Source organism: Candidatus Cloacimonadota bacterium (genome assembly GCA_011372345.1).
In the GTDB taxonomy this organism is placed as follows: Bacteria; Cloacimonadota; Cloacimonadia; order Cloacimonadales; family TCS61; genus DRTC01.
In genome coordinates, this window is record DRTC01000615.1 from 1 (window position 1) to 4394 (window position 4394).

Below are 4394 nucleotides of genomic sequence, written 5' to 3' on the forward strand. Positions count from 1 at the left end.
AAACTCCTATTTGGGAATGCAATTGGTTAAAAAACTCTGTTTTAAATTCTTATGAGAACTCGTTTCTTCTCGTTCTTCTTCTCGTTCCCAAACTCCCGTTTGGGAATGTAAATGTGAGAAAAACTCTGTTTTGATTTATGATAAAAAAAGATACTTGAAACAGAGTTTCAGCAATTGTCATTACAAAACAGGAGTTTTGTAATGAGATAAAACATATCAAGGCGGATAAATGAAAAGAAAAGTGCCGTTAATATTAACCTTTATTGTCGGAGTGATCCTCATATTTTCGGAATTCATCCCGCATAAACCTTTTGCCTCCATGTCCGGTGAATTGGAAAACTGGTTTATGATCATTGCCGGTTTTGCCATTATTCTCGGGCAGTTAAGTCTCATTAAAGTATGTGTTCTCAAGATCAAATATAAACAGAAGAACTGGCAGTATTTCGTCATCACTCTGGCAAGTTTTACTTTGATGATCTGTTGCGGAATCTTCTGGGGAACGAAAGAAATGAGCGGTTTATTTGGTCATGGAGAATTATTATCTACTACAATCGGAGCAAAACCATTCGATTATATCTTTGATCATATCTACCAGAATCTGCAGGCAACAATGTTCTCTTTGCTGGCTTTTTTCATTGCTTCTGCGGCTTATCGAGCATTTATCGCACGAACTTTCGAGTCGAGTTTACTGCTGGCAGCTGCCATCCTGGTTATGTTGGGAAATACGAGTTTAGGAACTCTATTAACAGGTTGGTTGCCGGAATCACTGGAATTTCTTCATCTGCCGAAACTATCGGAATTCATCATGAAATATCCAACCACAGCCGGACAAAGAGCGATCATGATCGGAGCTGCTCTTGGAATTATTGGAAGTTCTCTGCGGATCATTCTCGGTATTGAGCGTTCGTATCTGGGAGGTGATTAATGGCAAAACAGAGCAAACAACTCGATCGCAGATGGCTTTTCCTTTTTATCTTTGTAGGTGTAGCACTGCCTTTGATCTTCACCATTGGATTTCCCATTGAGACAACAGATATCGTGCAGAAAGTTTATGATTTTGTAGAAGAAACACCGGAAGGTTCTCGCGTTATCATTTCTTTTGATTATGATCCAGCCAGCAAGCCGGAACTTCATCCAATGGCAAGATCGCTGGTAAAACACTGTTTTGATAGAAAAATAAAGATCATCATCACTGCTCTCTGGCCCATGGGAGTTCAGATGGCGGAAGATATAATTTCCCAGTTAAAAGATAATTATCCTGACTTGAAGTATGGAGAAGATTATGTTAATCTCGGTTTCAAAGCAGGAGGAATGGTTGTTATCCAGGCAATGGGAAAGAGATTCCGGGAGATTTTTCCCAAAGATATGTATGGTTCTTCCCTCGATGAATTACCGATCATGGATGATATTGACAATTTTAATAACATCGATTTTATTTTTGCTCTTTCTGCTGGAGATCCGGGAATTAAACAATGGGTGCAGGTTGCTCATGATTCTTACGGAAGAAGAGCTGCTGGAGGTGTGACCGGAGTTAGTGCTCCCGCGATCATGCCGTATGTTAATGATCAGGAGCAACTTTCCGGGCTTCTCGCAGGATTGAAAGCAGCAGCTGAATACGAAGGTCTTGTAGATGCCAAAGGAACAGCAACCAGCGGAATGGATGCTCAATCCTTAGCTCATTTGATCATCATCATATTTATAATAATTGGAAATATTTTATACTGGCGGAATAAGAAACTGGAAAAGGAGAAACAATAATGGAACAATTTTTTAATACTTTAGGAATCTGGTTAGGAGTTTATTTCACTTTTGCTATCTTCAGTTTTTTATACAAAGATAATCCATTCTATAAAGTTGCAGAACAGATTTTCGTTGGAATTTCAGCAGGTTACTGGTTCGTTTATACGATTTTCTCGATCTTGATTCCCAACTGTTTTGATCCGCTCATAAACAATTTCAGCGTGAAATGGATAAAACTGTTTCCTGCCTTTTTGGGAATTCTTATGCTTCTCCGTTTAGTCCCCAAAACTGTCTGGGTCAGTCGTTACCCGATCGCTTTCTCAATAGCAACTACTGCCGGACTTTATTTCGTTAAATACTTGAAATCTGATGTGATGATGCAATTAACTGCAACCATGATGAATCCATTTAAAGCTGATAATGCGATCATTGTAATCGGTCAACTATTACTCATAATCGGGACACTTACTGGTGTTATTTATTTCTTTTTCAGCAAAAAGCATGAGGGAGTTTTCGGAGCAACCGCCAAGATCGGGATCTATTTTCTGATGATCAGTTTTGGAGCAGCTTTTGGTTATACTGCCATGGCTCGAGTTTCACTTCTTATAGGAAGAATGCAGTTCCTTCTTGGAGATTGGCTGGGGATAATTCCGCATTGATGCCAGTTTTGTTATTTAAACTCATGCTATTTTTCCACAAATACTGATTTATTCATTGACGATAATAAAATTCTTTTTTTTTAGGAAATAGTTTTTTGATTTCTTAAAAGGAGTCTTGAAGTATATGAAGAATATATTAAACAGTGGCTTATTTGCCGGACAGATCAGTAAAAAACTAATCTTGGTTATTTTTGTTGTAATTCTATTAACTTCAAGCTTTTCTAATCTTTTTGCTGTTAAGAAATTAGAGAAATTTTATAACTATTATGAAAAAGGCATGAAATTTATGATGAAACAAGATTGGCAAAGAGCTTTGGAAGAATTTAAAAGCGCAGCATCATTAGAGTTTAAAGATGCCAAGAAAAAGAGAACTTACGGCACCAGGTTCATCGAGTATTTTCCTCATCGGGAAATTGGAATAGCTTATTTCTACCTCGGAGAATATGAGCAATCACTTGAGGAATTAAAACTGTCAATCGCATTTAAAAAATCAAAAAAAGCTGCTGCCTTTATCAATAAGATCGAAAATTCCGGAGGAGTTTCCGAGATAAAAGGAAAATCTCCAGAAGAGTTGAAACAGGAAGAAAAGGAAAGACAAGCGGCTCTGGAGCAGGAAAGACTGGCAATGATCAAGAAACAGGAAGAGGAAAAGAAAAAACTCAAAGAACAGAAAAAACAGGAAGAGATAAAGAAAAAAGAGGAAGAACAGAGGAAAAGGATTTTTGAGCAGGAACAATTGAATAAAATGAAAGTTCCGGTTGGTGCTTTAACTTATGATCCTTCCAGAGTTACTCAGGTTGGTTCGCGTCTTTCTGTTGCTGTCTTGCCTTTTGAAGGAAAAGAGGAAACGGAAAACATCAGGAAATCAGTAACGGATAAGATGGTCACACAACTGGTGAACCTTCGTCGTTTCCGGGTGATCGAGAGAAATGCCCTGGAAGAAGTGATGAAAGAACATAAAAAAACTATTTCAGGATTGGTCGATGAAAGTACAGCAGTAGAACTCGGAAAGTTAGTAGGTGCGGATGTCATAATTATAGGTAGTATTGTCTGTGAAGAACAATATGGAAAAGTCAGCGCTCGTGTCATCGATACTCAAACAAGTGAGATCATCGTTGCCAAAGAAGCCTCAGCAGAAAATACCAGGATCGACAATATTGAAAAGTTGGTCGAAAATGTTGCTATCATGATCTACAATGATCTGCCTTTGGTGGAAGGCTATGTTGTCAATATTGAAGAAGATCTGATCTATATCGATATCGGTAGTCATGAAGGTGTAAGGAAAGGGACGAAGTGCGTTGCTTTTAAAGAGGGAAAAGAGATCATTCATCCAACTACAAAAGAAGTTTTACACAGAAAAGTTAAGAAATTAGGAGAAATAATCGTTTTTCAGGTTCATGATAAAATGTCGATTGCAAGGATAGTCGATAAAGTAGGAGATATTAAAGTTGGAGATAAAGTTGTCGTGAAGTAAGTCCCTCGTCCCGATAGTAGAAATAATAAAAATTCATAAAAAGACCACAGGCAAGGTGGTGATACAGATAAGGAGATAGAAATAAAAACCAAAATATTTGTATATGTCTTAGTTTTAGGAATTCTGATTTCTTCCGGATGTAAAAATAGTTCTGTTCAAACACAAGATCCTGTATTAAGTGTAAGTACAACTTTTCTTGATTTTGGTTCAGAGGAGATAGTAAAAGAATTTATTATTAATAATTCCGGAGGTGGAACTTTAAATTGGAATATAACTGTCGAGCAGGATTGGATTATAGTTGAACCAACATCAGGTTCCGGTAATGGAAGTACTGTCTCAGTTATTGTGAACAGAAATGATTTACCATTGGGTGACTATCAAGGTGAGATTTCCATCAGTTCGAACGGAGGTTCTTCAACAGTAACGATTCTAATGGAAGTTGAAGAACAGTTTTACCTGACTTTTAACAATCCGCTATTTACGGATATTGAAGTTACCGTACCCGGGCATATCCCTCCTAC

At 37.6% G+C, this 4394-nt stretch carries 4 protein-coding genes; all 4 read left to right on the forward strand.

Translation table 11 applies throughout. From position 1 onward, the window contains the following. Window positions 1-229 precede the first annotated feature (229 nt). The 4 genes from ENL20_11765 (at window position 230) to ENL20_11780 (ending at window position 3873) form a co-directional block, all read left to right on the forward strand. A complete protein-coding gene (locus tag ENL20_11765; GenBank protein HHE39231.1) occupies window positions 230-925 on the forward strand; it encodes a hypothetical protein in 696 nt (231 codons plus the stop codon). Then, on the forward strand, window positions 925-1758 hold the full coding sequence (locus tag ENL20_11770) for a hypothetical protein (GenBank protein ID HHE39232.1): 834 nt from the start codon (window positions 925-927) through the stop codon (window positions 1756-1758). The genes ENL20_11765 and ENL20_11770 overlap by 1 nt, the downstream gene beginning before the upstream one ends. Beyond that, a complete protein-coding gene (locus ENL20_11775; protein HHE39233.1) occupies window positions 1758-2399 on the forward strand; it encodes a hypothetical protein in 642 nt (213 codons plus the stop codon). Before ENL20_11770 ends, ENL20_11775 begins: the two co-directional genes overlap by 1 nt. A gap of 124 nt (window positions 2400-2523) precedes the next feature. Continuing rightward, window positions 2524-3873 (forward strand): hypothetical protein, encoded by a 1350-nt coding sequence (locus ENL20_11780; GenBank protein ID HHE39234.1) that lies wholly within the window; start codon window positions 2524-2526, stop codon window positions 3871-3873. Window positions 3874-4394 lie beyond the last annotated feature (521 nt).